General features: G+C 66.1%; 27 protein-coding genes. 5 read left to right on the top strand and 22 right to left on the bottom strand.

Going from position 1 to position 25,355, the window contains the following annotated elements:
- The 19 genes from E3O25_RS06835 to E3O25_RS06745 all read right to left on the bottom strand — a co-directional run.
- Positions 1-851 (bottom strand): translation initiation factor IF-2 N-terminal domain-containing protein (locus tag E3O25_RS06835; protein ID WP_174721716.1); only part of this gene is annotated, 851 nt, incomplete at its 3' end.
- Positions 852-927: 76 nt separating this feature from the next.
- The gene (locus tag E3O25_RS06830; RefSeq protein WP_092109546.1) at positions 928-1,185 is read right to left on the bottom strand and encodes a YlxR family protein; all 258 of its coding nucleotides are present in this window, start codon (positions 1,183-1,185) and stop codon (positions 928-930) included.
- A gap of 8 nt (positions 1,186-1,193) precedes the next feature.
- Positions 1,194-2,231 carry a transcription termination factor NusA gene (nusA, locus tag E3O25_RS06825; RefSeq protein WP_092109543.1) on the bottom strand — a complete coding sequence of 346 codons (1,038 nt, stop codon included), beginning with the start codon at positions 2,229-2,231 and terminating at the stop codon, positions 1,194-1,196.
- A 191-nt stretch (positions 2,232-2,422) separates the two neighbouring features.
- Positions 2,423-4,186, bottom strand: a complete 1,764-nt coding sequence (locus tag E3O25_RS06820; RefSeq protein WP_134360792.1) for a proline--tRNA ligase — start codon at positions 4,184-4,186, stop codon at positions 2,423-2,425.
- A gap of 4 nt (positions 4,187-4,190) precedes the next feature.
- Positions 4,191-4,718, bottom strand: a complete 528-nt coding sequence (locus tag E3O25_RS06815; RefSeq protein ID WP_134360791.1) for a hypothetical protein — start codon at positions 4,716-4,718, stop codon at positions 4,191-4,193.
- Positions 4,719-4,820: 102 nt separating this feature from the next.
- Positions 4,821-5,057, bottom strand: a complete 237-nt coding sequence (locus E3O25_RS06810) for a hypothetical protein (protein WP_134360790.1) — start codon at positions 5,055-5,057, stop codon at positions 4,821-4,823.
- Positions 5,054-5,368: a winged helix-turn-helix domain-containing protein gene (locus E3O25_RS06805; RefSeq protein ID WP_134360789.1), complete on the bottom strand. Its 315-nt coding sequence runs from the start codon at positions 5,366-5,368 to the stop codon at positions 5,054-5,056. Before E3O25_RS06805 ends, E3O25_RS06810 begins: the two co-directional genes overlap by 4 nt.
- A gap of 99 nt (positions 5,369-5,467) precedes the next feature.
- The gene (locus E3O25_RS06800) at positions 5,468-5,794 is read right to left on the bottom strand and encodes a type II toxin-antitoxin system PemK/MazF family toxin (RefSeq protein ID WP_092109528.1); all 327 of its coding nucleotides are present in this window, start codon (positions 5,792-5,794) and stop codon (positions 5,468-5,470) included.
- The gene (locus E3O25_RS06795; RefSeq protein ID WP_092109525.1) at positions 5,791-5,994 is read right to left on the bottom strand and encodes an antitoxin MazE family protein; all 204 of its coding nucleotides are present in this window, start codon (positions 5,992-5,994) and stop codon (positions 5,791-5,793) included. Before E3O25_RS06795 ends, E3O25_RS06800 begins: the two co-directional genes overlap by 4 nt.
- 206 nt (positions 5,995-6,200) lie before the next feature.
- The gene (ispG, locus tag E3O25_RS06790) at positions 6,201-7,355 is read right to left on the bottom strand and encodes a flavodoxin-dependent (E)-4-hydroxy-3-methylbut-2-enyl-diphosphate synthase (RefSeq protein WP_174721715.1); all 1,155 of its coding nucleotides are present in this window, start codon (positions 7,353-7,355) and stop codon (positions 6,201-6,203) included.
- 62 nt (positions 7,356-7,417) lie between these two features.
- Positions 7,418-8,467: an alpha/beta fold hydrolase gene (locus E3O25_RS06785; RefSeq protein WP_134360788.1), complete on the bottom strand. Its 1,050-nt coding sequence runs from the start codon at positions 8,465-8,467 to the stop codon at positions 7,418-7,420.
- Positions 8,464-9,360, bottom strand: coding sequence for an alpha/beta fold hydrolase (locus tag E3O25_RS06780; RefSeq protein ID WP_092109516.1), 897 nt, complete (start codon positions 9,358-9,360; stop codon positions 8,464-8,466). Before E3O25_RS06780 ends, E3O25_RS06785 begins: the two co-directional genes overlap by 4 nt.
- Positions 9,357-10,034 carry a TetR/AcrR family transcriptional regulator gene (locus E3O25_RS06775; RefSeq protein ID WP_092109513.1) on the bottom strand — a complete coding sequence of 226 codons (678 nt, stop codon included), beginning with the start codon at positions 10,032-10,034 and terminating at the stop codon, positions 9,357-9,359. The genes E3O25_RS06780 and E3O25_RS06775 overlap by 4 nt, the downstream gene beginning before the upstream one ends.
- The gene (locus tag E3O25_RS06770) at positions 10,031-11,590 is read right to left on the bottom strand and encodes a class I adenylate-forming enzyme family protein (protein ID WP_092109510.1); all 1,560 of its coding nucleotides are present in this window, start codon (positions 11,588-11,590) and stop codon (positions 10,031-10,033) included. The genes E3O25_RS06775 and E3O25_RS06770 overlap by 4 nt, the downstream gene beginning before the upstream one ends.
- Positions 11,587-12,684, bottom strand: coding sequence for a branched-chain amino acid ABC transporter permease (locus E3O25_RS06765; protein WP_092109506.1), 1,098 nt, complete (start codon positions 12,682-12,684; stop codon positions 11,587-11,589). The genes E3O25_RS06770 and E3O25_RS06765 overlap by 4 nt, the downstream gene beginning before the upstream one ends.
- The gene (locus E3O25_RS06760) at positions 12,681-13,556 is read right to left on the bottom strand and encodes a branched-chain amino acid ABC transporter permease (RefSeq protein ID WP_092109503.1); all 876 of its coding nucleotides are present in this window, start codon (positions 13,554-13,556) and stop codon (positions 12,681-12,683) included. The genes E3O25_RS06765 and E3O25_RS06760 overlap by 4 nt, the downstream gene beginning before the upstream one ends.
- Entirely contained in the window at positions 13,553-14,314 is a 762-nt protein-coding gene (locus E3O25_RS06755; protein WP_092109500.1) for an ABC transporter ATP-binding protein, read from the bottom strand. The genes E3O25_RS06760 and E3O25_RS06755 overlap by 4 nt, the downstream gene beginning before the upstream one ends.
- Complete coding sequence (locus E3O25_RS06750) at positions 14,311-15,081, bottom strand: ABC transporter ATP-binding protein (protein ID WP_092109497.1); 771 nt, start codon at positions 15,079-15,081, stop codon at positions 14,311-14,313. The genes E3O25_RS06755 and E3O25_RS06750 overlap by 4 nt, the downstream gene beginning before the upstream one ends.
- 4 nt (positions 15,082-15,085) lie before the next feature.
- Positions 15,086-16,300, bottom strand: a complete 1,215-nt coding sequence (locus E3O25_RS06745) for a substrate-binding domain-containing protein (protein WP_134360787.1) — start codon at positions 16,298-16,300, stop codon at positions 15,086-15,088.
- A gap of 220 nt (positions 16,301-16,520) precedes the next feature.
- On the opposite strand from E3O25_RS06745, the gene E3O25_RS06740 reads away from it, so the two are divergent.
- A complete protein-coding gene (locus E3O25_RS06740) occupies positions 16,521-17,699 on the top strand; it encodes an acetyl-CoA C-acetyltransferase (RefSeq protein WP_092109490.1) in 1,179 nt (392 codons plus the stop codon).
- A gap of 3 nt (positions 17,700-17,702) precedes the next feature.
- Here the strand turns inward: E3O25_RS06740 and E3O25_RS06735 are convergent, their stop codons facing one another.
- Positions 17,703-19,082: an RIP metalloprotease gene (locus tag E3O25_RS06735; RefSeq protein WP_166787681.1), complete on the bottom strand. Its 1,380-nt coding sequence runs from the start codon at positions 19,080-19,082 to the stop codon at positions 17,703-17,705.
- A gap of 109 nt (positions 19,083-19,191) precedes the next feature.
- On the opposite strand from E3O25_RS06735, the gene E3O25_RS06730 reads away from it, so the two are divergent.
- Entirely contained in the window at positions 19,192-20,466 is a 1,275-nt protein-coding gene (locus E3O25_RS06730; protein ID WP_241988520.1) for a serine/threonine-protein kinase, read from the top strand.
- On the top strand, positions 20,463-20,987 hold the full coding sequence (locus E3O25_RS06725) for a hypothetical protein (RefSeq protein ID WP_092109480.1): 525 nt from the start codon (positions 20,463-20,465) through the stop codon (positions 20,985-20,987). Before E3O25_RS06730 ends, E3O25_RS06725 begins: the two co-directional genes overlap by 4 nt.
- A gap of 39 nt (positions 20,988-21,026) precedes the next feature.
- On the opposite strand, the gene dxr is transcribed toward E3O25_RS06725, so the two are convergent.
- Entirely contained in the window at positions 21,027-22,109 is a 1,083-nt protein-coding gene (gene dxr, locus E3O25_RS06720; RefSeq protein ID WP_134360785.1) for a 1-deoxy-D-xylulose-5-phosphate reductoisomerase, read from the bottom strand.
- 67 nt (positions 22,110-22,176) lie between these two features.
- On the opposite strand from dxr, the gene E3O25_RS06715 reads away from it, so the two are divergent.
- Both E3O25_RS06715 and E3O25_RS06710 read left to right on the top strand, forming a co-directional pair.
- A complete protein-coding gene (locus tag E3O25_RS06715) occupies positions 22,177-23,016 on the top strand; it encodes a lysophospholipid acyltransferase family protein (protein WP_370448733.1) in 840 nt (279 codons plus the stop codon).
- Positions 23,017-23,069: 53 nt separating this feature from the next.
- Positions 23,070-24,416 (top strand): aminotransferase class III-fold pyridoxal phosphate-dependent enzyme, encoded by a 1,347-nt coding sequence (locus E3O25_RS06710; RefSeq protein ID WP_092109474.1) that lies wholly within the window; start codon positions 23,070-23,072, stop codon positions 24,414-24,416.
- Between the two features lie 119 nt (positions 24,417-24,535).
- Here E3O25_RS06710 and E3O25_RS06705 read toward each other — a convergent pair whose 3' ends face one another.
- Positions 24,536-25,342, bottom strand: coding sequence for a hypothetical protein (locus E3O25_RS06705; protein WP_134360784.1), 807 nt, complete (start codon positions 25,340-25,342; stop codon positions 24,536-24,538).
- Positions 25,343-25,355 lie beyond the last annotated feature (13 nt).

The raw sequence follows: 25,355 nt of genomic DNA, 5'->3' as shown, positions 1-25,355 counted from the left end.
GGAGCGCCGGGACGAGTGAATCCGGGGCGTGCGCCGCCGGCTCCACCCGGGGCGCCGCCGGGGCGCTGGAAGGCGCCTGGACGCTGACCGAAACCGGTCGGGCGTGCAGCCTGGCCGGGTCCGCCGGGGCGCGGGGCGCCGGGGCGAGGTGCCGGAGGGCGGGGAATATTGCTCGGGGTGGGGGTTGCCGGGCGCTGGCCCATGCCCTGCGCGCTCGCGAACGGGTTGTTGCCCGGGCGCGGCGGCTGAGCGGGACGCTGGCCCATGCCCTGGTTGCTGGCGAACGGGTTGTTACCCGGTCGTGCCGCTCCGGGGCGAGGCATGCCCGGCTTGACCGGCGTAGCCGATCCTTCCGTGGCCTTCGCGGCCGGGGTGTCGGTGCTCGGCTTCGCAGCGGCCTCAGCGGCGGCGGCCTTGTCGGCGGCAGCAGCCTTCTCGGCAGCGGCAGCCTTCTCAGCGGCCTGAGTCTGGCGCTCGGCAACGGTGAGCGGCGCGGCCGGAAGAGGTGCAGCATCCGCAGAAGGAGCAGTTTCGGCAACAACCGGTGCAACCGGCTCGGCGACCGGCTTGGGGCCGGGACGAGCACCCGGCTTGGCGCCGTGGCTCGGACGAGCCGGCGTTGCCTTCGTGGTGGCAGCAGCGGCTGCGCCAGCGGCAGGCGCGGGTGACGCAGCCTTGGCGGCGGCACTTTCCGCCTCGAGAGCGGCGCGAAGGCGGCGCGCTACTGGCGGTTCAACGCTGGAGGACGGTCCCTTGACGAACTCGCCCATTTCTTTCAATTTAGCAAGGGCTACCTTGCTGTCGACTCCGAGCTCGGTAGCGATCTCGTGTACGCGTGGTTTCGCAGCCACAATTCTCCTGTTCCGGGTCTGCACCCGGAAAGGGGCAGACCGTTAGTAACGGACGGGTCTCATTTCGAGCCGCTCATTAGTTATCCATAAGCCAATTCAGCCTGTTCTCTAGTTGTTTCGCGTCCAGCGACCTGGTCACACGAAAGGCACGCCCGAAAGCGTGTCGCCTTACGGCATCCTGAAAGCACGATTCACGGGCGTGCAGCCACGCACCTCTACCGGGGATTGTGGCGGTTTCATCCACCACAATTTCTGATTTCCCAGCAACGATCCGCAAAAGTGAGGATCGAGGGGCGCGCGAACGGCAGCCAATACACGTTCTTACGGACTCCATCGTACCCCCTATTCGGCGTCCTCCAGAATGCTGTCCGGCTGAATGTCGATTTTCGCGCCGGTGAGCTTGGCCGCGAGGCGGGCATTCTGGCCCTCTTTACCGATCGCGAGCGAGAGCTGGTAATCGGGCACGAGGGCCCGAACAGCCTTGATCGACTCATCGATCACATAGGCGCTCGTCACCTTGGCCGGAGACAGAGCGCTTGCGACGAAGGTCGCCAGGTCGGGCGAGAAGTCGACAATGTCGATCTTCTCGTTGTTCAACTCAACGGTCACGGCGCGCACGCGCTGGCCGAGTTCGCCGATGCAGGCGCCCTTGGCGTTGACGCCGGGCTCGGTCGCGCGCACGGCGATCTTGGTGCGGTGGCCGGCTTCGCGGGCGAGCGAGACGATCTCGACGACTCCGCTGGCGATCTCGGGTACCTCGAGGGCGAACAATTTGCGCACGAGCGAGGGGTGGGTGCGCGACACGGTGATCTGCGGGCCCTTGAGTCCGCGACCGACGGCCGTCACGAACACGCGAATGCGCGCACCGTGCACGTAGCTCTCGGTGGGAACCTGCTCCTCGGGGGGCATGATCGCTTCGATGGTACCGAGGTCCACGTGAATCATGCGTGGGTTCGGACCCTGCTGGATGATTCCGGCGACGATGTCACCCTCGCGGCCCTTGAACTCGCCGAGCACCGCGTCGTCGGCGAGGTCGCGCAGGCGCTGGTTGATGACCTGCTTCGCGGCGAAGGCGGCGATGCGACCGAAGTCGGTGGGGTTGTCAACGGCTTCGCCGATGACGTTGCCCTCATCGTCGTGCTCGGGGATGAAGATATCCACGTGCCCGGTCTTGCGGTCGAGAACGACGCGCGCTTCGGGGACTTCCTGAATATCATGCTTGGCTTCAGCAATTTTCGAAGCTTCAAACTTCGTGATGTCCTGCTGAATGTGCTTGACATAGGCGGTCAGAATCGCCTGTTCGATGATTTGCACGAGTTCCTCGAAGGGAATCTCTTTTTCGCGCTCCAGTAGCCGCAAAACACTGAGGTCGATGTCCATGGCCGGCCTCCTCTATTCAGATCTTGCCGCCGCGAAACCGCGCAGCGGGCTGGATACTACGGTACCCGAATCTGCGAGGCCTCGTCACCCACTTACTCCCGCCGGGGTGGGGTCAGCGGGTTCGCTGCAGAGCGGATGCGGCGGGCTGGGCCAGCCGGCAGCATCCGCTCTCGACAGCGCAGCGTTGAGTATTAGGCGAAGTGCTTGGCGATGTCGGCGACGTCGACCTGCTCGCGCTCGCCGGTGCGGCGGTTCCACAGTTCGACGATGCCGTCGGCGGCGCCGCGGCCCACGATGACGATCCACGGCACTCCGATGAGCTCAGCATCGCCGAACTTGACGCCGGGCGAGACCTTGCGACGATCGTCGTAGAGCACCTCGCGGCCGGTGGCCTCGATTGCGGCGACGACGGCCTCCGAGGTGTCGAAGACGATCTCGTCACGGCCGGTGGCGATCACGTGCACGTCGAACGGGGTAACTGATTCGGGCCAGATCAGGCCCTTTGCATCGTTGTTGAGTTCGGCGATGACCGCGAGGATGCGCGTGACGCCGATGCCGTATGAGCCCATCGTGACGGTGACCAGCTTGCCGTTCTCGTCGAGAACCTTGAGGCCGAGCACCTCGGCGTACTTGCGACCGAGCTGGAAGACGTGCCCGATTTCCATGCCGCGAATGAGTTCGACCGGGCCGGAGCCGTCGGGGGCCGGGTCGCCGGCGCGCACATCGGAGGCTTCGATCGTGTCATCGATGGCGAAGTCGCGACCGGCGACGAGGCCGAACACGTGACGGTTGTCTTCATTGGCGCCGGTGATCCACTCGGTGCCGGCGACAACGCGCGGGTCGACCAGAAAGCGGATGCCGGTGGTCGATTTGATACCGAGAACGGCTTCGGTCGCGCCCCACGGGCCGATATAGCCTTTGACCAGGCCGGGGTTCCTGGCGAAGTCGCCCTCGTTGGCGGCCTCGACCTCGGCGGGAGCGAAAGCCACCTCGACGCGCTTGAGGTCGACCTCGCGGTCGCCGGGAACGCCGATCGCCACGAGTTCACGGGTACCGTCAAGGCTGGTCAGAGCGAGCACGACGTTTTTGAGCGTGTCGGCGGCCGTCCACTCCCGACCGTCCAGGCGGGGGTGCTCGGCGTTTGCCTTGTCCACGAGAGTCTGGATGGTCGGCGTGTTCGGAGTGTCGAAGATCTGCGCGGCGGGCAACGCACTGAAATCCTTGTCGGCCGGAACGAGGGTGCGGAACGCCTCGATGTTGGCCGCGTAGCCCCCGGGGCTGCGCACAAAGGTGTCCTCACCAACCGGGGTCGGGTGCAAAAACTCTTCGCTCTTGGAGCCGCCCATCGCGCCCGCATCCGCTTGCACGATCGCGTACTCGAGGCCGAAGCGGGTGAAGATGCGCTCGTAGGCGTCGCGCTGCTGTTGGTAGCTCGCGTCGAGGCCGGCGTCGGTGTAGTCGAAGGAGTACGCATCCTTCATGGTGAACTCGCGGCCGCGCAGCAGGCCACCGCGCGAACGCGCCTCATCGCGGTATTTGTCCTGAATCTGATAAATCGCCAGCGGCAGGTCTTTGTAGCTGCTGTACAGGTCTTTCACGAGCAGCGCAAAGACCTCTTCGTGCGTCGGCGCGAGCAGCATGTCGGAGCCCTTGCGGTCTTTCAGCCGAAACAGTCCCTCACCGTATTCGTCCCAGCGGCCGGTCAGTTCATACGGCTCGCGAGGCAGCAGGGCCGGAAAGTGCACCTCGTGCGCGCCGGCAGCCTGCATTTCTTCACGGATGATGCGCTCCACTTTTGCCTTCACCCGCAGGCCGAGCGGCAGCCAGGCGAAGATACCCGGGGCCTGGCGACGGATGTAGCCGGCCCGCACGAGCAGGCGGTGGCTGGTCACCTCGGCGTCGGAGGGGTCTTCGCGGAGTGTACGGAGGAAGTAGTTGGAGAGACGTGTAGGCACCCGTCTACCTTACGCGCGCGTCGACATCCGCTCCCCCACTGGGTTTCGGGGCCGGGCGGGGAAACAGCGGGCGGCAGGTGGTGCAGACCTCGCCGTCGGGGCTGCCGGTCTCGGCCGCGCGCGTGGCCTTGCGCTCGCTCTCGAGACGCTCGTGCAGCGCCCAGACCAGCAGGGCGACGGCCGCAGCAGCGACGACCGGACGCACCGGCGCACTGAAGATCGGCTGGAACGAGTGGATTTCGGTCGTGAGATAGAGGGCAATGACCCCCAGAATGGGCCACCGGGTGTCGCACAGGGTGGCGTCGGCACCGATGGGCGTGCCGAGGTAGCTCGAAACGATGAGGCCGATCAGCATTGAACCGACCACAACGGTCGGAATGGTCCACCAGAGGGAGACAGCGGGGCCCGACAGAAGTCCGGTGGTCGCCAGAATGCCGACCACGACCGCTGTGGCGACCCCGAGCGCAATGAGTTGACGTCGCCGCGGCCAGGTACGCAGATCAGCGAGCAGGAGCGTGATCGATGTAGGCATGAACCCCTCGTCTGGTCGTCCGGATGCCCGCGGCATCACCTCGACTATACCCCATGGGGTATAAACATCGCTCGACCCGTAATCGACAACCTTCGGCCGGCGTCAGCCGACCTCGCTCAGGGTACGCTCGATCGCGACCAGACGCGCATCCATTGCGGTCAGTTTTTCCAGCAGGGCGACGTTGGTCGCGTTACTCGTCGCGAGCGCTTCCCGCAGGGCGGGCGAACCGTCGGAAGCGGCCACCTGGCGACGCGACTTGAAATACATGCTAAAGATCCCGTAGGTGATTCCGCCGATGATCGCAATTATCGGAATGAGATACGCGAAGTCGAAGTTCATGGTGTTTCCCCCTGCTGGTTGGCGACCGTGGCGTGTGCCACTGCTTCGGCGATGGTGTCGATGGTGACGGTGAGTGAAAAGGGTGCCAGAGCCACGTGCTTGAGTGCGGTTCCCTCCGGGGAGAGTTCCAGTGACGTCGTGATGAATCCGCTCGCTTCCAGCTTGGCGAGATGCATATAGAGCAGCGCACGAGACATCCCAACACGTCGCGCCAACTCGCTCACGTGCACGCGCCCGCCCTGCAACTCGGCGAGGATCAGCATCCGCTGCGGGCTGGCGATCGCCGCGAGAGTGGCGCTGAGCTGTTCCATGTTCCTAACAACGCCTCCTGACAGGCGTCAGTATATTGTTACACCCGCAAGAAATGCAAGAGTTCACGCCAAAATTTCTGCGCCTCAGAGCGAATGCTGTCAGTCAGCCAGACCAAGAAAGACCATGATCAAACGCTCGACGTCGACCACTTGTTCGGTGGAGAGCCGCCCAACCCGAGTCGTCACCTGCGCCCGGCGAACGGTTGTGAGCTTGTCGATCATGACAAAACTGTCCAGGTCCAGACCATTGTGCTCGTTCGCTGCAATGCTGACTCGCAGGAGCGGTGCCGACAAATCGGTCGTTGTCAGTGGCACCACCGTGACCGAATCTGTCGCGTCAAAGCGATCGTCCTGCAGGATCACCGCCGGTCGAGGCTTGGACGCGTAGACGCCGCCAGCGACCAGCCACAGCTCGCCTCGAATCACTCGTCCCAGCTCACCGACACCGCTTCGATAAACTCCTGGTCGTCTGACTGCCGGTCAGCGGCCGCGACCATCTCCGATTGGCGGTGCGCCTCGGCGGCGAATCGCTCTCCGCGCACGTCAGGCACCCAGACCTGCACGAGGCGAAAGCCTTGGTCACGCATCCGCTCTCGATGAGCGCTTACCCGGTCTCGAACAGCCATGCCGCTATGTTACATGTAACAGCTCGCGAGTGCCAGTATCTACGCCTGTGCAGCGACGATTTCTGCGTCGCGCGGCCGCTTTTTGCTCGCGCGGCGGGCAGGCCAACCGCGCCAGCAGCTCGTGGCAGCTCATGAAACAATTGAGCGCGCATCGAGCGGATGCGGCGGCGTCACCGCGCCAACGCCACAGCAGCGGTGCTACTGACCTACTTCGAGCCGACGGACACCGTGGGACTGCCCAGTTCGGCGGCGGGCATCTCAGCGGCGAGACGGTTGGCTTCTTCGATGAGCGTCGCGACAATCTCGGACTCCGGCACGGTCTTGATGACCTCGCCGCGCACGAAGATCTGGCCCTTGCCGTTGCCGCTCGCGACGCCAAGGTCGGCCTCGCGGGCCTCGCCCGGTCCGTTGACGACGCACCCCATGACCGCGACCCGCAGCGGCACGGTCATGCCCTCGAGCCCGTCGGTGACGTCGTTGGCGAGCTTGTAGACATCCACCTGGGCCCGGCCGCAGCTGGGGCAGGAGACGATCTCGAGTTTGCGTTCGCGCAGGTTGAGGGACTGCAGAATCTGCAGGCCCACCTTGATCTCCTCGACCGGCGGGGCGCTCAGGGACACCCGAATGGTGTCCCCGATCCCCTCGCCGAGCAGGAGGCCGAAGGCCGTGGCGCTCTTGATCGTTCCCTGAAAGCTCGGGCCGGCCTCGGTGACGCCGAGGTGCAGGGGCCAGTCACCGCGCTCGGCGAGCAGCCGGTAGGCCTTGACCATGATCACCGGGTCGTTGTGCTTGACCGAGATCTTGAAGTCGTGAAAGTCATGCTCCTCGAACAGGCTCGCCTCCCACACTGCGCTCTCCACGAGCGCCTCCGGGGTGGCCTTGCCGTACTTCTGCATGAGGCTCGGCTCGAGCGATCCGGCGTTGACGCCGATGCGCAGGCTCACGCCGGCCGCCTTGGCGGCAGCGGCGATCTTGCCGACCTGGTCGTCGAACTTGCGAATATTGCCGGGGTTCACCCGCACGGCAGCGCAGCCGGCATCGATGGCGGCGAAGACGTAATTCGGCTGAAAGTGGATGTCCGCGATGACCGGAATCTGGCTCTTCTTCGCGATGATCGACAGCACCTCGGCGTCATCGCGGGTGGGGACCGCGATGCGCACGATGTCGCATCCGCTCGCCGTGAGTTCGGCGATCTGCTGAAGCGTCGCGTTGATGTTCGTGGTCGGGGTGGTCGTCATCGATTGCACGCTCACTTGAGCATTGCCACCGACCAGGACCTTTCCGACCTTGATCTGACGGGATTTACGTCTGGGAGCGAGTACCTCAGGTACTTTGGGCATCCCCAAGTTGATTGCAGCCACTTGCCTAGCTTAGTTGCCGTGGTGTGAGCCAAGCTGTGAGGCAAGCTGAGAGCCGCCCCGGTTCAGCGCTCGAGCTGCTCCAGCAGCGCCGCAAGGAACGCCGCCGGGTGTTCGAGGTGCGGCGAGTGCCCGCAGTGGGCCAGTTCCAGTTCGGTCACCTCACCACCGGCGTCGCGGTACGCGCCGAGCACCGCACGGGTCTGCTGGATCATCGGCTGCGGCGGCGCCACGTCGATGCCCGGCCAGCCCGGAATCACGCCGAGTTGGCCGAGATAGTTGAGGTCGAAGAACGAGGTGTCCGACACGATGACGTCGTCGGTGCCGTGGATCCAGAGGATGGCTGGTTTCAGAGCGAGGTCGACGATACCGGTCGTGTTGAAGTGGCCGGGCGTCATGGTGTTGAGCACGCCGCTGCCGCCGGGAGCGAAGCCGGGCCAATTCTCGGACAGCGTCGAGTCCCCCGGATAGTTTGCGATGCCCGTCGCCGTGCTGAGCATCGACTCCACCCAGATGTCGTCGTGCTCCGAACTGAACGGCGGTTTGACGTAGGTGGTCTGGTAGACGGTGCGGGGGCTGGTTGGGTCGCAACCGCGATCACCGCTCTGCAGCCGGGCGACGAAGTCGGGGTTGGCCCCGCCACCGCCCGTGCCGGCGTCGTCGCTGCTGAGCCGATGGCCATCCGCTCCCCCGGTGCCGCCGAAGCCGTACGGTGAGACCGACGCGACGAGGGTGAGGGTCTGCACCAGGGTCGGGTGGTCAAGCAGCAGCTGCATGGTCACGCCGCCGCCCATGCTCCAGCCCACGAGGTGCGCCCGGTCCACGCCGAGCTCGACGAGCACCGCGGTAACATCGTCGGAGTAGTCAGCCAGACCCCGCGTGGCATCGACGGGCAGGGTGGCACTGCTGCCGAAGCCGCGCAGGTCGATCGCGAGCGCACGCACGCACTCTGGCAGGGCCAGCATGAGCGGCTGCCAGAACAGTGACGACGACACATTGCCGTGCACGAAGACTACGGTCACTGTCGGCGAGGCTGTGGCCGACCGTTCGAGCACCCCGGCACGCAGCCGCGGGGTGAGAACGCTGCGGGCGGTGATTCCGTCGAAAATGGTCATGTCGGGGTCCTCTCTGACTCCAGGATTTGCTCGTGCACGGCCCGCGCCACCCGGTCGGCGCCACGGTTGCTCATAACGACTGTGTAGTGATTGACGTCGTCGACCTCGTGCGCGGTCAGGTTCGGCAGTGAAGCCGACCAGCCGGCGACAGCCGTGGGGTCGTAGAGGGCGGTCCGTTCGTTTTGCAACCCGCGCGGCGCCCGCAGAAAGTCGATGGGCACGGTCAGGCCGGTCAGGGCCTCGGTGAACCCGTCGGAACCGTTGAGTTCCATCACGTTTTCGGCCACGGCCGCCAGCCGCGCCGAGGGGTGCAGCCGTGGCGCTGCGCCATCGAGGTCGTACCGGGCGAAGTTGGCGACCCGGGGCGTCCAATCAGACGCGAATGCGGGGTGACGGCGCCAGAAGTCGAGGTACGCGTCCTCCGTTTCAAAGGTCTGCGACAGCCGTTCGGCGGCCGGACCGAGCATGAGCAGCGGGTCGATTCCGACGTCACGAGGGATCGGCAGGCCACCGTCGACCAGCACGAGCGAGTCGACCCGGTCGGGGTAGCGGTGCGCGAGCCAGACCGCGACAAAGGCGCCCATCGAATGACCGACCACGACTGCCCGCTCCACCTCCAGAAAATCGAGCAGTCGGGCCAGGTCGTCGGCGTGCCGACGAAGCCCGTACGGTGCGGGCAGCGCGTTGCTGCGAGCGCGACCACGCAGGTCGGGTGCAATCACTCTTTGGTCGGGCAGACGGTCGGCCAACCACGGCCAGGTGAGGTGAGAGGCGGTGATGCCGTGGACGGCGAGCACCGTTGCGGCGTTCTCGCCCGGTTCGGCGCGCCACTGGCCGCCGAACAGGTCTCCCCCGGCCACCGGGGCACGGAACGGCTGATAGTCCTCGCTCACGGGTTCCTCACTTCAGCATGGCGAGTGGCACCGAGCGCACCCTCGATGAATCGCATCATCTGCTCGAAGACGTGCTCGGGCACGGCCCTGGTTCCGCTCGCGAACGGGTCTGCCCCTGAACCCTCCACGGCTTCATCGTCCCCGCTAACCTGATCCCCCCACAACACCCAGCGCATGCCGATCATCTCGCCGATGCCCATGAGCGCCCAGGCTGCCACGGTCGGATCGATATCACTGATCTCCCCGGCCGCGCCGGCCGCGCGCAGCCCGGCGATATAGCCTTCGACGATGCGGGTGTAGTGCAGTCGGAGGGCGCCGGGCGAGACGAATTCCGCCTCGCGAATCACCCGATACAGGGCGGGGTGATCGGCGGTGAATTGAAAGAACGCCCGAAACCCAGCGCGCTCCGAGTCGATGCGATTTTCGGTGGCAGCGGATGCCGCACTCATCGCCAACCGCACACGGTGGTTGAGGTCCTCGACCAGTTCGTTGAAGATCTGTAGTTTCGAGTCGAAATACAGGTAGAACGTGCCCTGGCCGATGCCGGCGGCATCCGTTATTCGTGAGATCGACGCGTCGGCGTAGCCGAACCGTGAGAACACCTGCTCGGCGGCCTCGATGAGTTTGCGTTTCGTTTCTTCGCCTCGGGCGGTGCGGGGCAGTCCGGCGCTCATTGTTCGTGTCCTATCGTCTGAAAATCAAGACCGTGGTGCCAGTGCTCGAGCAGCTGACGCCGTAGTACCTTGCTGCCGAGGGATCGTGGAATCTCCGGCACGAAGCGCACGAACGCCGGCACCTTGAAGGCGGCCAGCTGGGTGCGGGCGTAGGTCAGAACGTCGGCCTCATCGGGTGAGAATCCGGGCGCCAGCACGATGAAGGCGACGCCGACCTCACCCCAGCGCTCGTGCGGCACCCCGATGACGGCGACCTCGGAGACCGCGGCGTGCTCGACCAACACGGTTTCCACCTCGGCCGGAGCGACGCTTTCACCGCCCGAGATGTAAATGTCGGTGAGCCGGTCGATCACGGCGAAGTAGCCGTGCCCGTCACGATGCACAAGATCGCCGGTGTGCAGCCAGCCGCCGCGCAGGGTTCGAGCGGTCTCCTCCGGGTCGCGAAAATACCCGGAAAATACGCCGGGACCGCGCACGAGCAGTTCGCCCGTCGCGGCACCGCCGAGCAGATCACCGGTGACCGGATCGGCCACAGCAACCTCCACGTGGGGGTACGGCTTGCCGGCATAGCCGACCATGCTGCGTGCCTCGTCGTCGGGCAGGCACAACACGTTCGGGGACGCCTCGGTGAGCCCGTACCCCTGGGTGAGAGCCACACCGCGCGCGTGCCAGGTGCGCAGCAACGGTGCCGGCATCGGAGCCCCGCCAACGACGGCATGGTTCAGGCTCGACAGGTCGGTCGCGGCGAAATCCGGGTGCTGCGCGAGGAACAGGTAGTTCGCCGGCACACCCATCATCGTCGTGATTCGGCGGTTCTTGATCAGGTGCAGCACCCGACCGGGGTCGAAGGTGCGCTCGAGCACGACGGTTGCGCCCATCCACCAGGCCAACAGCGGCTGGATGTTCCAGCCGCCCACGTGATACTGCGGCATGACCGAGAGCACGACGTCTTTGCTGGTGATCTCCGTGATCCGAGACAGCGACAGGTTGGTCCAGAAGCAGTTCGCGTGGGTCAGCACGACGCCCTTGGCCGGGCCGAGGGTGCCGGAGGTGAACACGATCAGCAGGGGGTCGTCATCGCGCACCGACCGGGTCACCAACGGTTCGTCCGGGCTGCGGCGCGGGGACGGCACGAGGGTTTCCACACCGCGAACGCCGAGCAGGGTAAACGGGAGGGGCTCGGCAAGTCGACTCTGGGCATCCGTTGCCAGGGTCTGGAACTCGTCTTCGACCAGCAACAGGGCCGGATCGGAGAGCTGAAGTTGTGCGGCAAGCTCCCGAGGTGCGAGCCGCCAGGAGAGCGGCACGAGCACGAGCCCGGCCTGCGCGCAGGCGAAGAACAGCACGACCTGATCCGAGCTGTTGCCCGTGATAGTCGCGACCCGGTCGCCGACGCCGAATCCGGCGGCGCGAAACGCGCTCGCGAGGTCGGCGGCCCGGTCATCGAGGTCGCGGTAGCGCAGCGTGACGCCGCGGTCATCGACGGCGACGCGTTCGGGGGTGGCACGGGCCCGGTCTCGGGTCCACCGGCCGAGGGTGTGCAGGTCGTCGGTCATAGCTCCTCCACCTCAAGCATGCGCTCCCTGCCGCGTCGTGACGGCCGATGCGGCCGTCCGGTGCGCTTGGTCAGACCGGCAAGCCCGCCCGGAAGGAACAACACCACGAGGATAAACAGGGTGCCGAGAATGAACAACGGCTGCGACAGCGGAATTCGCAGCAGGTCGGGCAGTCCGGCGATGAACTGCGACCCGGCGAGGGCGGTCAGCCGCTGGTCAAGCAGCGTGTAGACGATCGCGCCGAGCACAGCGCCCCAACGCAGCCCGACGCCGCCGAGCACGACGATCACCAGCAGCGTCAGCGTGAAGTCCGGTGTCGCGACTCGGGGTGACACCCCGCTCTGCAGCAGCAGAAATGCGGCGCCGGCCAGGGCGGCGAGCGCACCGGCGATGCCGAAGATGAGCAGCCGCACGAAATAGGGACGGATGCCGATGACCCGGACCCGGAGTTCGTTTTCGCGCGTCGCGGCCACGACGTGTCCGGCGCGCGATTTCTCCACCCACAACACCACGAGGTAGACCGTGACGAGCACCGCGAGCGCGAGCCAGTACAGGTTGCGGGTGTTGAGAACCCCGACGAGGGCGTCGGGCACGTGCGAGACGTCGAGGGTGAGTCCCTCCTCACCGCCGGTCTGCCCGCCCGGATTACGGCGCACCACGACCGAGCCGGCCTGCGCGAAGGCGAGGGTGACCATGGCGAAGGAGATACCGGTGACGCGCAGGCTCACCGAGCCGACCAGCGTGGCCAGCACGAAGCCGATCAGCACGGTTATCAGGATCGCCACCACGAACGTTGCGCCGGCCGGCAACCAGCTCGGTGAGAAGTTGCGCAACACGATGCCGAGACCGTAAGCGCCGGCCGCGAAGAACAGCGCATGGCCGAAGGAGAGCATGCCGGCCAGCCCGAACAACAGGTGGTAGCTGAGCGCGAGGGCCGCGATCAGCATGGCGTAGGCGAGCAGTTGCAGGGTGCCCGGTGTGTAGGTCGGGCCAGGAAAGACGCCGGGAATGCTGATATTCAGCAGCGGCAGCAGCACCATGAGCAGCACCAGGGCTGCGCTCGCCGTGATCGTGATAACCGTGCGGGATCTCATGCCTTGGCTCCCAACAGTCCGCGCGGGCGCAGCAGCAGCACTGCGGCGAGGGCGAGCACCACGGCGAGATCGCCGGTACCGCCGAGATAGAAGTTCGCGAACTGCTGCAGCACCGCCACCAGAACGGATGCGATGGCCGCCCCGGCCAGCGACCCCAGGCCGCCGATGACGGTCACGATGAAGGCGAAGATCAGCAGGGATCCGCCGATGTGCGCCGAAACGTAGCCGTAGTAGATCGAGGCAAGCACCCCGCCGAGGCCGGCGGCGGCGCCGCCGATCGCGAAGACCAGGGTGAAGGCACGGCGCACGTCGATGCCGAGCGCGGTGACCATGAGCCGATTCTCGACGCCGGCCCGAATGATCAGGCCATAGCGGGTGAACTTGAGGAACAGCACGATCGCTACGAGTACGAGCATCGCCACGACGATGAGCATGAACCGGTTGTTCGGAATGCGAGCGCCGAGAATCTCGCTGGTCTGCCCGAGCCAGGACGGGCTCGTGACATAGGTCGGGTCGGTGCCCCAGATTCCTTCGAACAGCGCCACGGAAGCCAGGGCGAGGCCGACCGTCACGAGCACCTGTTCGATGTGTCGGTTGTAGAGCCGACGAATGAGAAAGAATTCGGTCGCGGCGGCGACGATCGCACCTACCACGGCGCCGGTCAGCATGGCGGCGGCCAGGGCCCACCAGGATCCGTCGCTCAGCCGGCGGGCGACCTCCCAGCCGATGAAAGCGCCGATGGTCAGGAACGAGCCGTGCGCGAAGTTGAGCACGCCCATGAGGCCATAGATGAGCGAGAGGCCGGAGGCGACCAAAAAGTAGAGGGCGCCCAGGCCGAATCCCGTGATGAGCAGCAGCACGATGGTACTCATGCCGGCACCGTCGCATCCGTTTGTTCGGTGCCGCTGTGCTCCGAACCGCTGTGGACCCCCAGGTAGCGCTGGATGCGTTCGGGATCGTCGAGGAGTTCCGTGGCTTCGCCGGTGAAGACGACGCGACCACCGGACAGTATGACCACCCGGTCGGCGAGCTGCCTGATCACCTGCAGGTTCTGTTCCACCAGCAGGATCGGCACCGTTTTCGCGGCGGCGAGCAGCGCCTGGGCGACCTCGCCGACGATCTTCGGGGAGAGTCCCTTGGTGGGTTCGTCGACGAGCAGCAGCCGATTCTGGTTCAGCAGGGCACGGGCCAGCGACACCATCTGCTGCTGTCCGCCGGAGAGCGTGCCGGCCAGCTGGGCCTGGCGGTGCACCAGGTCGGGAAAAAGTTCCTCGACCAGGGCCCGGTTGGGGTGAATGGAGCGTTCGGCCAGTTTCAGATTCTCGGCGACGGTGAGCTTACCGAAGACCTCGCGATCCTCCGGCACGTAGCCAACGCCGAGCTGCACGACCTTGTGGGTCGGCAGCCGGTCCACCCGGCGTCCGTCCAGGGTGACCTCGCCGCTGCGGTCGATCAGGCCGAGGATCGACTTGATCGTGCTGGTCTTGCCGACGCCGTTGCGGCCGAGCAGGGCGGTGACTCCGGTGTTCGGCACGTCGAACGAGACGTCTTCAATGACCTGTTGCCCCTCGATGCGGCCGTACAGGTTGCGCACTGTGAGGATGTTGGTGGTGCTCAAGTTGGCGCTCATACCGGGTCTCCGAGATAGGCGGACTGCACCGTGGGATTCTTCATCACGGCATCGGGGGTGTCGCAGGCGAGCAGCTCGCCGTGGTGCATGACCGCAACGCGGTCGACCAGGCCGAGCACGACCTCCATGTGATGTTCGACCATGAGCACGGTTCGGCCACCGTGGTGCAGGCCACGAATGACTTCCATCAGGCCGGGAACGTCGCCAGAGCCCACGCCGGCCATCGGCTCGTCGAGTAGGATGACACTCGGATCCATGGCCAGCAGCATCGCGATCTCCAGCTTGCGTTTGTCACCGTGCGAGAGACCGCCGGCTTTGGCTTGGGCGTGGTCGGCGAGGCCGACCTCATCGAGTTGGGCTGTGGCCAGCCGGGTGGCGGCATCCGTTACCCGGGGAAAGCGGGTGACCAGGCTGCCTCCGCCGGCCTTGGCCTGCGCGGCCAGACGAACGTTTTCGGTGGCGCTGAGACCGTTGAACAGGCTGGAAGTTTGGAACGTGCGACCGAGACCGGCCCGTGCCCTGACGTGGATCGGTTCCCGGGTCATGTCGCGGCCGTTGAGGCGAACCACACCCTCCGTGGCGAACAGTACGCCGGAAATCAGGTTGAACAGGGTTGTCTTGCCGGCCCCGTTGGGGCCGATCACACCGAGCATCTCGCCCCGCGGGATCGACAGTGACACATCGTTGAGGATGCGTGCACCGCCGATCTGCAGTCCGGCACGCTCTAACGTGAGCACATCCATGCTGAGCACGGGCTGGTCGGGCATCGGGTTACTTTGCTGCGGTGACCGGCGGGGCGACGGTCTTCGCGTCAACGGTCTCGATCAGTTCCGGTGACCAGGTGCCGTCGGCGCCTTCCTTGAGCGTCGCCTGGAACATTGGCTGCAGCACGGCATGGTCTTCGGCACGAATGGTGAGCGAACCCTTGACCGATTCGAAGGTGTAGCCCTCGAGTGAGGCGATCATGTCGTCGACGTTGTCGCCGCCGCCCTCACGCACGGCCTGCACGAGCAGCTGCGCGGCGACGAAGCCGTCGGGCGAGAACAGATCCGCTTGCGCGTCGTTGGCCTCGAGGTAGCTGATCATGGCCTTGCTCTGTTTGTTGTCGGTGGCCGACGCGAAGTAGTGCGAGAGAAAACTGATCTTGCCGCTCGCCTCACCGTAGGCACCGTAGGTCGAGACGTCACCAAGGCCGGTGACCACGGGAACAGCGTCGAAGACGCCCTGCTGCTGCAGCGCAGTCCACATCGCGCCGGTGCTTGCTCCGGCCCAGGCGACGAAGATGAGGTCGGGTGAGGCGGCCAGCAACTGCTGCGCGAACGGCGTGAACTCGGTCGCATCCTCGGCGACAAGTATGCCATCAACGCTCGCCCCCTTGGCGCCGAGCACGGCCTGGACGCCGGCGAGGTTGCCCTGACCGAAGGCGTTGTCCTGGGCGAAGACGACGATCTTCTTGCCGCTCGGGTCGCCGATGAACGTTCCGGCGGTCGCGACGTCTTCGTAGGTCTGACGTCCGGAACGGAAGGTGTAGTCGTTGATGCCGGTGATGGCGTCGGCAGCGGCCGGGCCGGAGATGTACAGAATCTTGTTTTGCGCGGCCTGCTCGGCCAGCGTGACGGCGATACCCGAAGCGACGGTGCCGGCCAAAATCTGATAGCCCTGCCCGATCAGGTCCTTCGCGACCGAGACGGCGGTGTCCGGGTTGCCCTGGTCATCCTTCCAGGTGATGTCGAGCTCACGGCCATTGACAGTTCCGGTGCCGTCGGTCGCATAGTCGAGGCCGGCCTCGAAGCCGGCGGTGTACGCGGCGCCGTAGGCGGCGAGGGGGCCGGTCGCGGAGGTGATCATACCCACCTGCACGGCGGCCTTGTCGGTGGAATCGGAGGCTGCCGTACCGCCGGTCGTTGCCGTGGGAGCGCAGCCGACCAGCGCGAGCGCGGTGACGGCGATGATCGCCGGGGCCAGGAACATCTTTGTTACCCGCATGAAATTAGCCTCTGTTCTTGTTAGTGGCGTGCTGGTGGGTTGGGGTGGTGCCAGGAGGTGCTGTGTGAGGGACTGCCACGAAAACGACCCAAACATGACAGGTGGTTCAGGTATCAGGAATCTAGGGGCGATCGACGCTAGTGTCAAGAGGCAGGTGTAAACCGATGCCCAGACGTGGCCAATATGCTGGATACCTCACCTCATTGACAAAGGAGTCCCGATGAACGACGTCGTTATCCTGGCCGGATCGCGCACCCCGCAGGGTCGCGTGAACGGGCAGCTCTCGTCCCTCACTGCCGTTGACCTCGGCGCCGCCGCCATTGCCGGTGCCCTCGCCCGCGCCGGAGTGGCTCCGGAGCAGGTCGATTTCGTGCTCATGGGGCAGGTCCTGCAAGCCGGCTGCGGGCAGAACCCGGCCCGGCAGTCCAGCGTGGCTGCCGGCATCCCGTGGAATGTGCCGGCGATGACGCTCAACAAAGTGTGCCTGTCCGGCCTGGCGGCGGTCATCGATGCCGCCCGCCTGGTGCGGCTCGGCGAGGCAAACGTGGTGGTGGCCGGTGGCCAGGAATCCATGTCGCGCGCTCCCCACCTGCTACCGGGCTCCCGCCAGGGCTGGGCGTACGGAACAGTGTCCGCCATCGACCATGCCGCCCACGACGGCCTCACCGACGCGTTCGACGGCCTCTCGATGGGGCTCTCCACCGAGCGCGCCAACGCAGAGCTCGGCCAGACTCGGCTCGAGCAGGACGAGATCGCCGCCGCTTCACATCAACGGGCCGCCGCTGCCGCCGCGAACGACCTGTTCAGCGACGAGATCACCCCGATCAGTGTGCCCCAGCGCAGGGGCGAGCCGCTCCTGATCAGCACCGATGAGGGCGTACGCGCCGAGAGCACGACCGAGACGCTCGGCCGGTTACGCCCGGCCTTCGACCCGGCGGGCAGCATTACCGCCGGCAACGCCGCCCCCCTGAGCGACGGCGCGAGCGCCGTAGTCGTGACCAGCCGCGCCTGGGCCGAGAAGCACAACCTGCCCTGGCTCGCCGTGATCGAAGCGAGCGGCCAGGTCGCCGGCCCGGACAACTCGCTGCACTCCCAGCCGGCCAATGCCATCCAGCACGCCCTCAGCCGGCAGGGGTGGACTGCGGCCGACCTCGACCTGGTCGAGATCAACGAGGCGTTCGCCTCGGTCGTGGCCCAGTCGTCGAAGGTGCTCGGAGTTTCCGCCGACGTCGTGAACATTCACGGCGGAGGCATCGCGATCGGGCACCCGATCGGATCCAGCGGCGGGCGCGTCGCCCTGCACGCCGCGCTCGAACTGGCTCGGCGCGGCTCCGGCAAAGCCGCCGTCGCCCTGTGTGGCGGCGGCGGCCAGGGCGAGGCGCTGCTGCTGTCCCGGTAGCTTCTAGCCGAACAGGTTGATCGGCTTGACGATGTCGGCGTAGATGAGCAGCAGACTCATCCCACCGAGCAGAATGACGACCGCGAGCGTCAGCGGCATGAGCTTGGCCATATCGACCGGGCCGGGGTCGGGCCGTTTGAACAGCTTCGCAAAGAAGCGACGGATGCCTTCCCAAAGCGCACCGGCGACGTGGCCGCCGTCGAGCGGCAGCAGGGGCACCAGGTTGAACACGAACAGGGCGATATTGAGCGATCCGAGCAACTGGAACATGCTCGCCACCTTGGTCGCGACCGGGATCGTGTCGATGCTCGCGATCTCACCCGCCACCCGGCCGACACCGACCACGCTGATCGGCCCGTTCAGGTCCCGCTCGCCGGGCCCGAAGGCGGCATTCGCGACGGCCACCAGCCGGTCGGGCAGGTTGAGGATCATATGCGCGACCCCGCCGATGTTGTCGCCGACAGCGGGCAGCACGGCGGTGGCCGGCTGGGGCACGAGTTCACTCGCCGCTCCGATGCCGACAAAACCGACCTCTTCGGTCAGCAACGTGCCGGAAGCATCCGTCTTGATCTTTTCCGCGGCGGTGTAGATGTAACGCTCGGTGAGTTTAGGGGTGAGCGAGAGATCCATGTTGGCACCGTCGCGTTCGACGACCACGGCGAGGGTGCGCCCCGGGGCCGAACGGATGACATCGGTCGACTCCTCCCAGCTGGTGATGACCGTTCCGCCGATGCTGACCAGGCGGTCACCCGGCTGCAAACCGGCGGCAGCACCTGGCGAGGCTTCGTCGGTGGTCTCACAGGTCTGCCGGTCGCTCGATGCGGGCAACACGCACTTACTCACGCTGCCAACGGTCGTGCTGATCTGCGGGGTGCCGAATCCCATGAGCAGGATTGCGAACATCACAATCGCGATGAGCAGGTTCATGGTCGGTCCGCCGAGCATGATGATCACGCGTTTGTAGACGGGTAACTGATAGAACGCGCGGTGGTCTTCACCGTCGCCGATGGTCTCGGCGCTGGCCTGACGGGCATCATCGACCAGGGTCGACAGGGCGCTCGACTTCTTCTCCGGGGCACCCTCCTGCACCATCTGATCGAAGAAGCCGGTTGTGGTGCTGCGCGGGGCTCCGCCCTTTTTGGAGGGAGGAAACATGCCGATCATGGCGATATAACCGCCCATGGGAATGGCCTTGACACCGTACTCCGTCTCACCCTTGGTGCGCGACCAGAGCGTCGGGCCGAAGCCGATCATGTACTGGGTGACCTTGACGCCGAACAGCTTCGCCGGCACCAGGTGGCCGATTTCATGCAGGCCGATCGACACGGCAAGACCCACGACGACAATGGCGACGCCCAGTATGAACAGCAGTACGGTTTCCACTGTCGTAGAGTATCCGCACCAAGCTGCAAAGCGGCTGGCTGTGCGGGCAGACCTCCCGATTAAGGGGCGCATGTGGTTTGCTAGAAGGCGGACGCACCAGGAGGTCCCCTTGTCTTACGAACCCGTTCCCACCCAACAGCTGCCAGTGCCACCACCGCTCGGCCCGGTCGGCAGCCTGCTCGCCGACCGTTTCCTGCTCGGGGGTCTCATCGGCACCGGCGGGATGGCATCCGTTTATCGGGCGACCGACACCGCGCTCGGCCGCACCGTGGCCGTCAAACTCTTTCGGGCCGATGGCGGCGCCTCAGAGCCCGAACGGCAAAGCGGGGAGATCGCCCTGCTCGCGAGCCTGAACCATTTCGCCCTCGTCACCCTGTTCGACGCCGGCACCACAACCGTCGAGGGCGTTCCACGCACCTTCATCGTGATGGAACTCGTCGACGGCCCCGACCTGCGCACCCGCATCAACGACGGCCCCGTGCCGAGCGTCGACGTCGCCGGGATGGGCGCCGACCTCGCCGAAGCGTTGCACTACGTGCACGAACGCGGCATCATCCACCGGGACGTCAAGCCGGCCAATGTGTTGCTCGCACCGTCCGGGTTTCCCGGCCGCGGCATGCACGCCAAACTTGCCGACTTCGGCATAGCCCGGCTGCTCGATGAGACGCGGCTTACCGCGACGGGGTCGCTGCTGGGCACCGCGAGCTATCTCAGCCCCGAACAGGCCCTCGGCGCCGCTATCGGTGCGCCAACGGATGTCTACTCCCTCGGCCTGGTCCTGCTCGAATGCCTGACCGGGCAGCGGGCGTACCCCGGCACCGCGGTGGAGTCGGCGATGGCCCGACTACAACGCCAGCCGGAGATCCCGAATACTCTGGGCAGGGACTGGTCAGAGCTGCTCGCGTCGATGACCGCCCGTGAGGCTGCCGACCGACCCACCGCGGCTGAGGCCGCCGGGTCGTTGCGAGCCCTCGCCACGGAGAGCGCCCCGGCGACGGCCACGGAGAGCGCCACTGCGGCCACCCGCCTGCTGCCAGACCTGACGCCGGCGCCCACCCTACTGATGCCCGACTTGGCCCCGGCGCCCACCCTGCTGCTGGCTGCGGCCGAGGCCGCTCCGACCGAGGTCCTGAAAACGGATGCTCCCGCTCACGCCCCTGCTGCAGGTACCGGGACCGCGGTCCCGGTCAAGCCGCGCCGGCCCGCAAGCCGGCGGGTGCCCGTCCTAATCGCCAGCGGCGTCACTCTGATCGCACTCGCCATCGCCGCTGCGCTCCTGATCAAGCCGGCCGAAGCGCCGGCCGTGCCGCCCCCGAGCTATCCGGCCGTCGACGGCACGCTCGGCGTCCACCTTCAAGAGCTTCAAGAAAGCGTGAACCCATGATTCGACGCCACCGCCTGACCCTGGCTGCTGTGGCCGTCGGGTTCCTGTTGACTCTGGCCGGCTGCACGGCCAACCCCGTCGACCTGCAGGCCGCCACGGCCGAGAACCTGCAGGGTGAAATTCTGCAGATCACTGAGGCGGCAGCCGCCGCAGACTTCACGACCGCCCAGTCGCGGCTCGAGGCCATGCAGGCAAATCTGCGCACGGCCGCAGCGGCGGGCGAGGTCAGTACCGAACGATCCGCCGCCATTCAGGCCGCGATCAACCTGGTGCGCGACGACCTGACCGTTGAAATCGATGCCGCCGTTGTTGCCGCCGAAGCCGCAGCCCAGGCAGCGGCGGCGGCAGCGGCCCTCGCTGAGAAGCAGCACGACGAAGACGCCCAGAAGAACGCTGAGCAGGCTCAAGAAGACGCGGAACAGGCCAGGGAAGCCGCGAAGGACGCTGCCGAAGACGCCAAGCAAGCCCGGGAAGATTGCAGGGAGAACAATGACAAGGTCAAGGCCGGCGAGTGCGATTAGTGCGCCAGGCCAGCCAGTGCGGGAGTGAGGCGAGAGCGTCTAGCGCGCCGCGATGAGTTTGTCGGCCGCGGCACGCGCCCACCGTTCGGCGTCGACGAGCGACTCCCTGGTGAGTTCCTGGCCCTGTTCGTGGGATTCGACCACACGCAGCACCGTGTCCACGATATCCAGAAACCCGACGTGCCCGGCGTGGAAAGCCGCAACGGCCTGCTCGTTGGCCGCGTTGAACACCGCGGGATAGGTGCCGCCCTTACGGCCGACCTTCTTGGCCAGTTCGACCGCGGGGAATGCCGCGTCGTCGAGCGGCTCAAAGGTCCAGCTGTGCGGCACGGTCCAGTCGATCGGGGTGCCGACAGCGGCGACCCGGTTCGGCCAGTCCAGCCCGAGCGAGATCGGCAGGCGCATGTCCGGCGGGCTTGCCTGCGCAATCGTTGATCCGTCGACGAATTCCACCATGGAGTGCACCACGGATTGCGGGTGCACGACGGCGTCGATGCGGTCATATTCCACGTCGAACAGCAGGTGCGCCTCGATGATTTCGAGGCCCTTGTTGACGAGGGTGGCCGAGTTGGTGGTCACCACAAGGCCCATGTTCCAAGTGGGGTGCGCGAGGGCCTGTGCCGGGGTGACCCGGGCCAGCTGCTCCCGCGTGAAACCACGAAACGGTCCGCCGGATGCCGTCAGCACAAGTCGACGCACCTCCTGCGCGGTTCCGGCCAGCAGCGCCTGCGCAATGGCCGAGTGTTCGGAATCGACGGGCACAATCTGCCCGGGCGCGGCGAGCGATTTCACCAGGTCGCCGCCGACGATGAGCGACTCTTTATTGGCCAGGGCCAGGGTACGACCGGCCTTCAAAGCGGCGAGCGTCGGTCCGAGACCGACCGAACCGGTGATGCCGTTCAGTACGACGTCGGTGTCGACGCCCTGCACGAGCTGCTCCGCAGCATCCGCTCCCAAAGCGGTGTGCTCGACCTGAAAGTCGAGCGCCTGCGCCTCGAGGAGTTCACGGTTGCTGCCGGCCGCGAGACCAACCACCTCGAACCGTTCCGGGTTGGCACGAATGACGTCGAGGGCCTGGGTTCCGATCGAGCCCGTAGACCCGAGGATGATTACTCTCTGCACCCCTCCATGCTAGGTGCATGCCGCGGTTCATGTTCGGTGCGCGGTAACTGTGGCGTAGGGTCAACGGGTGACTGGTGCCCAAGCAGAACCCCTAGACGACGACGCAACCGACACCAGCGACAGCGAATCCGCAGCCGTCCCACGCGACGAGGCGGCAGACCTGCCCGACGAACCGGAGCACGTGAAGCGTCCGGGTTTCGTCTACTTTCTCGGCTACGGCATCATGGCACCCGTCGCCCGCGTTGTGTTCCGCCCGCGCATTCTGGGGCGCGAGAACATCCCGGCCACCGGCCGCGTCATCCTGGCCAGCAACCATCTCTCCTTCATCGACAGCATCGTCATCCCGCTCGTCGCAACGAGGCGGGTGCAGTTCCTCGCCAAATCGACCTACTTCACCGGAACCGGCTTCAATGGCTGGGTCTCCCGCACGTTCTTCACCGCGATCGGCGCCATCGGGGTGGAACGCGGGGCCGGGCAGGCCGCCCAGCTTGCCCTCGATGAAGGTCGAGCGGTGCTCGATGCCGAGGGCGCATTCGCGATCTACCCGGAGGGCACCCGCTCACTCGACGGCCGTCTCTACAAGGGCCGCACCGGCGTCGCCTGGCTGGCCCTCACCACCGGGGCCGTCGTAGTTCCGGTGGGACTGATCGGCACGCAGGAGATTCAGCCAGTCGGCACCAAGGTGCCCCGCATCCGCAAGATCACGGTCAGCTTCGGCCAACCGCTCGACCTCAGCCATCACGGCCACGCAACGTCGGGCAAAGCCCGCCGTCAGGCGACGGATGAGGTCATGGCGGCCATTCACGGCCTGTCCGGCCAAGAATTGGCCCATGCCTACAACGAATCGCCGCCGGTCGGCACGCTCAATCGTCTCGCCCGCCGGGTCTTTCCGCGCGAACGCCTGTAGCGGCGAGCGATGAATCGGTCGGCGAGCACCGCCGACCGTCATAGGCTGGAACAATGACTGCAACGTATTCGGTGCCCCAGCAACGCAAGCTCGTCACGGCTCTCCCCGGCCCCAAGTCGGTAGAACTACAGGCCCGGCGCGAGAAGACGGTCGCCCGCGGCGCCGGGACCCTCGCCAACATCTACATGGACCACGGCGCTGGAGCCATCCTGGTCGACGTCGACGGCAACCAGATCATCGACCTCGGCTGCGGAATCGGGGTGACCACGATCGGCCACGCCCATCCGGAGGTCGCCGCGGCGGCATCCGCTCAGGCAGCGAAACTAACTCACACCTTGTTCACGGTCACGCCCTACGAAAACTATGTGGCGGTCGCCGAGAAACTTAGCCAGATCACCCCGGGAGATTTTGAGAAGCATTCCGTTCTCGTGAACACCGGCGCGGAAGCGGTGGAGAACGCGGTGAAGATCGCCCGTAAGTTCACCGGCCGTCGCGCCATCGTGGCCCTCGACCACGCCTTCCACGGTCGCACCAACCTGACCATGACGATGACCTACCGGCCCTGGCCGGAACGCGCCGGCATGGGTCCCTTCCCCGGTGAGATCTACAGCGTTCCGACGAGTTACCCGTTCCGTGACGGCCTGAGCGGGCTTGAAGCGGCCGAGAAGACCATCGATTACATCAACACCCACATCGGCGCGACCGAGGTCGCGGCGTTCTTCGTCGAGCCGATCCAGGGCGATGGCGGAATCGTCATCCCCGCGCCCGGATACTTCAAGCGCATCCGCGAATTCTGCACCGAGAACGGCATCGTGTTCGTGGCCGATGAGATTCAGGCCGGCATTGCCCGCACCGGCGTTTGGTACTCGATCGAGCACCACGACGTCGTTCCCGACCTGGTCACCACCGCCAAGGGCATCGCCGGCGGCTTCCCGCTTGCCGCGGTCACCGGCCGCGCCGACATCATGGATTCCGTGCAGCCGGGCGGCATCGGCGGCACCTTCGGCGGCAACCCGGTTTCGACCGCTGCCGCCCTTGCGGTATTCAACCTGATCGAGCGGGACAACCTGCTCGGCGAGGCGAAGCGGGTCGAGGCGGCCCTCTGGGCGCGCATCGGCGACTGGGCCGATAAGTTCTCCATCGTCGGCGAGGTGCGGGGCAAGGGCGCGATGTTCGGCGTTGAGCTCGTACACCCCGGAACCAAGAAGCCCTACCCCGAGGCCCTCACTGCGCTGATCAAGCACGCCACCACGAATGGGGTCATCGCGCTGGATGCCGGCAGCTGGGATTCCGTGCTGCGCATCATGCCCAGTGTCGTGATCTCCGACGAACTCATCGATGACGCGGCGACGGTGCTCGAAGAGGCCCTCACCGCCCTGGTCGCCGCCTACCCGGCGTAACTCGCGGGCGGCGTCGCTTCCCCGTCGCCGAGCCGTGAGTATGGGCACCAAGCCGTGAGTTTCGGCAGCAGGGGACGCCTGAAACTTACGGCTCGGCGGCTCCCCTCGGTTCGAGGCATCTACAGGGGCGGGCTCGTCACAATGTTCGTCGTACAGCCGAGCTCGCCGGGCTCGATCCAGGTGCGATCAAAGCCCGAGAATTCCACGACTCCATCGGAACCCCGCACTCCCACAATGCATTCGCGCTCGCCCGGAACACCCACGGCCGCGATAAGGGCACCGTCGACGTAATCCGTATCGACCGTCATGAAGTCTTCGGCGAAGGCGGCGCGCACGTCTCGCTCCAAACTTGCGCTCGTCGCGGCACCCAGAACCGCCGCGAGCACATCCTTGGCGTCGTCGGGCAGGGCTGGGAGCGGTGCCGCGGTCGGGATCGCGAGCTCCGGATTGTCCGGGCAGCTGATACTTTGTCGGGTGACCGGATGTGGCCGCCGGAAAATCTCGTAGCGGAAACATTTGGTCGCGCTCCCCTTGCCGTAGGAGGAGTCGCCGACCCCGACAGCATTTTTCTGCTCCTCATCCACCCGGATGCGCACCTCGATGCGGGCACCCATTTCGTCACCGGAGCTCCCACTCCAAGCGAGTGTGTCCGCGTAGACAGTGGAACCGAGGCCGCCCGCCGTGGAATTCAGCGGAGTGATATAGGTGGCCGCAAACCATTCAGCATTCCGCACCCGCGACACCGGCGAGTCCAGGTCGTCGGTGAGCTCCGCAGCGATGTGGTCAACCGTGTCGGCAGCGACGCTGTCGCCGGTAGCGCAGCCCGTCAGTGCAAGGACTGCAACGATCACCACGGCACTCGCACCAAGCCATCGCGCTCGCGCAACCGACAGATTGTGCGGCGCAGTGGCAACGTTTCGACTCATGTTTCCCCCTCGT

It is taken from the genome of Cryobacterium sp. TMT1-3, assembly GCF_004402315.1.
Taxonomy (GTDB): domain Bacteria; phylum Actinomycetota; class Actinomycetes; order Actinomycetales; family Microbacteriaceae; genus Cryobacterium; species Cryobacterium luteum.
The sequence above is the reverse complement of the archived record's forward strand: the minus strand, read 5'-3'. Positions and strand labels throughout refer to the sequence as shown.

Coding starts and splice junctions, on each gene's coding strand:
- E3O25_RS06810 (WP_134360790.1), bottom strand. CDS start 5,057: ATGAACTTCGACTTCGCGTATCTCATTCCGATAATTGCGATCATCGGC.
- E3O25_RS06705 (WP_134360784.1), bottom strand. CDS start 25,342: ATGAGTCGAAACGTTGCCACTGCGCCGCACAATCTGTCGGTTGCGCGA.
- E3O25_RS06795 (WP_092109525.1), bottom strand. CDS start 5,994: ATGGCTGTTCGAGACCGGGTAAGCGCTCATCGAGAGCGGATGCGTGAC.
- E3O25_RS06750 (WP_092109497.1), bottom strand. CDS start 15,081: ATGCCCGACCAGCCCGTGCTCAGCATGGATGTGCTCACGTTAGAGCGT.
- E3O25_RS06765 (WP_092109506.1), bottom strand. CDS start 12,684: ATGAGATCCCGCACGGTTATCACGATCACGGCGAGCGCAGCCCTGGTG.
- E3O25_RS06740 (WP_092109490.1), top strand. CDS start 16,521: ATGAACGACGTCGTTATCCTGGCCGGATCGCGCACCCCGCAGGGTCGC.
- E3O25_RS06745 (WP_134360787.1), bottom strand. CDS start 16,300: ATGCGGGTAACAAAGATGTTCCTGGCCCCGGCGATCATCGCCGTCACC.
- E3O25_RS06760 (WP_092109503.1), bottom strand. CDS start 13,556: ATGAGTACCATCGTGCTGCTGCTCATCACGGGATTCGGCCTGGGCGCC.
- E3O25_RS06830 (WP_092109546.1), bottom strand. CDS start 1,185: ATGGAGTCCGTAAGAACGTGTATTGGCTGCCGTTCGCGCGCCCCTCGA.
- E3O25_RS06815 (WP_134360791.1), bottom strand. CDS start 4,718: ATGCCTACATCGATCACGCTCCTGCTCGCTGATCTGCGTACCTGGCCG.
- E3O25_RS06725 (WP_092109480.1), top strand. CDS start 20,463: ATGATTCGACGCCACCGCCTGACCCTGGCTGCTGTGGCCGTCGGGTTC.
- E3O25_RS06770 (WP_092109510.1), bottom strand. CDS start 11,590: ATGACCGACGACCTGCACACCCTCGGCCGGTGGACCCGAGACCGGGCC.
- E3O25_RS06775 (WP_092109513.1), bottom strand. CDS start 10,034: ATGAGCGCCGGACTGCCCCGCACCGCCCGAGGCGAAGAAACGAAACGC.
- E3O25_RS06785 (WP_134360788.1), bottom strand. CDS start 8,467: ATGACCATTTTCGACGGAATCACCGCCCGCAGCGTTCTCACCCCGCGG.
- nusA (WP_092109543.1), bottom strand. CDS start 2,231: ATGGACATCGACCTCAGTGTTTTGCGGCTACTGGAGCGCGAAAAAGAG.
- E3O25_RS06805 (WP_134360789.1), bottom strand. CDS start 5,368: ATGGAACAGCTCAGCGCCACTCTCGCGGCGATCGCCAGCCCGCAGCGG.
- E3O25_RS06755 (WP_092109500.1), bottom strand. CDS start 14,314: ATGAGCGCCAACTTGAGCACCACCAACATCCTCACAGTGCGCAACCTG.
- E3O25_RS06710 (WP_092109474.1), top strand. CDS start 23,070: ATGACTGCAACGTATTCGGTGCCCCAGCAACGCAAGCTCGTCACGGCT.